Source organism: Candidatus Poseidoniia archaeon (genome assembly GCA_030748895.1).
In the GTDB taxonomy this organism is placed as follows: domain Archaea; phylum Thermoplasmatota; class Poseidoniia; order MGIII; family CG-Epi1; genus UBA8886.
Window position 1 is genome coordinate 1 of record JASMLC010000063.1, and the last position, 541, is coordinate 541.

Here is a 541-nt window from a genome sequence, read left to right on the forward strand (position 1 = left end):
ATAAAAACACATCAATGTTCAATTCCTGAATAATTTGTTTTAACAAGGCCTGCCCTGCCGGTTTTTGGAGATTAATCGTGATGGCCTCTTTCCCTACATTTGGAGCAAGGTAATAGGCATGTAAATCATTCTCTCCCGTATCCTCGCCGATATAACGATTCGGGTCACCGGGATTTTCCTGTCCTGGTTTCCCCGGAGATTCTATGCGGATGACCCGCCAGCCCAACTGGACAAAACGCTGTGTGGCGTAGGGGAGTGTAAGCGCCTGCTCGAGGGATAATATTGTTTTCCCTGGAATCAACGGTCTCTAAAAGAAAATAGGTTCTTCATATTCACCGTAAACATCCTTCATTACATGGATGATTTCACCTACGGTGGTATAGGCTTTAACTGCTTCAATAACCGTGGGCATTAGGTTCACGTTCTGCATACAATCAGCTTTTAGTTTTTCAAGACAGGATTGAACTTGTTCTTCATTTCGTTTTGCTTTGATTTGTTGCAGTTTTTCAATTTGATAGTTTGCTGCATCTGCATTGTATTT

2 protein-coding genes are annotated in these 541 nt (G+C 42.3%); both read right to left on the reverse strand.

What is annotated here, in order from left to right; all coding sequences use genetic code 11:
- On the reverse strand, positions 1-301 hold a 301-nt coding region (locus tag QGG57_07115; protein MDP7007923.1), incomplete at its 3' end, for a CoA transferase.
- Between the two features lie 6 nt (positions 302-307).
- Positions 308-541 (reverse strand): methylmalonyl-CoA mutase family protein (locus tag QGG57_07120; GenBank protein MDP7007924.1); only part of this gene is annotated, 234 nt, incomplete at its 5' end.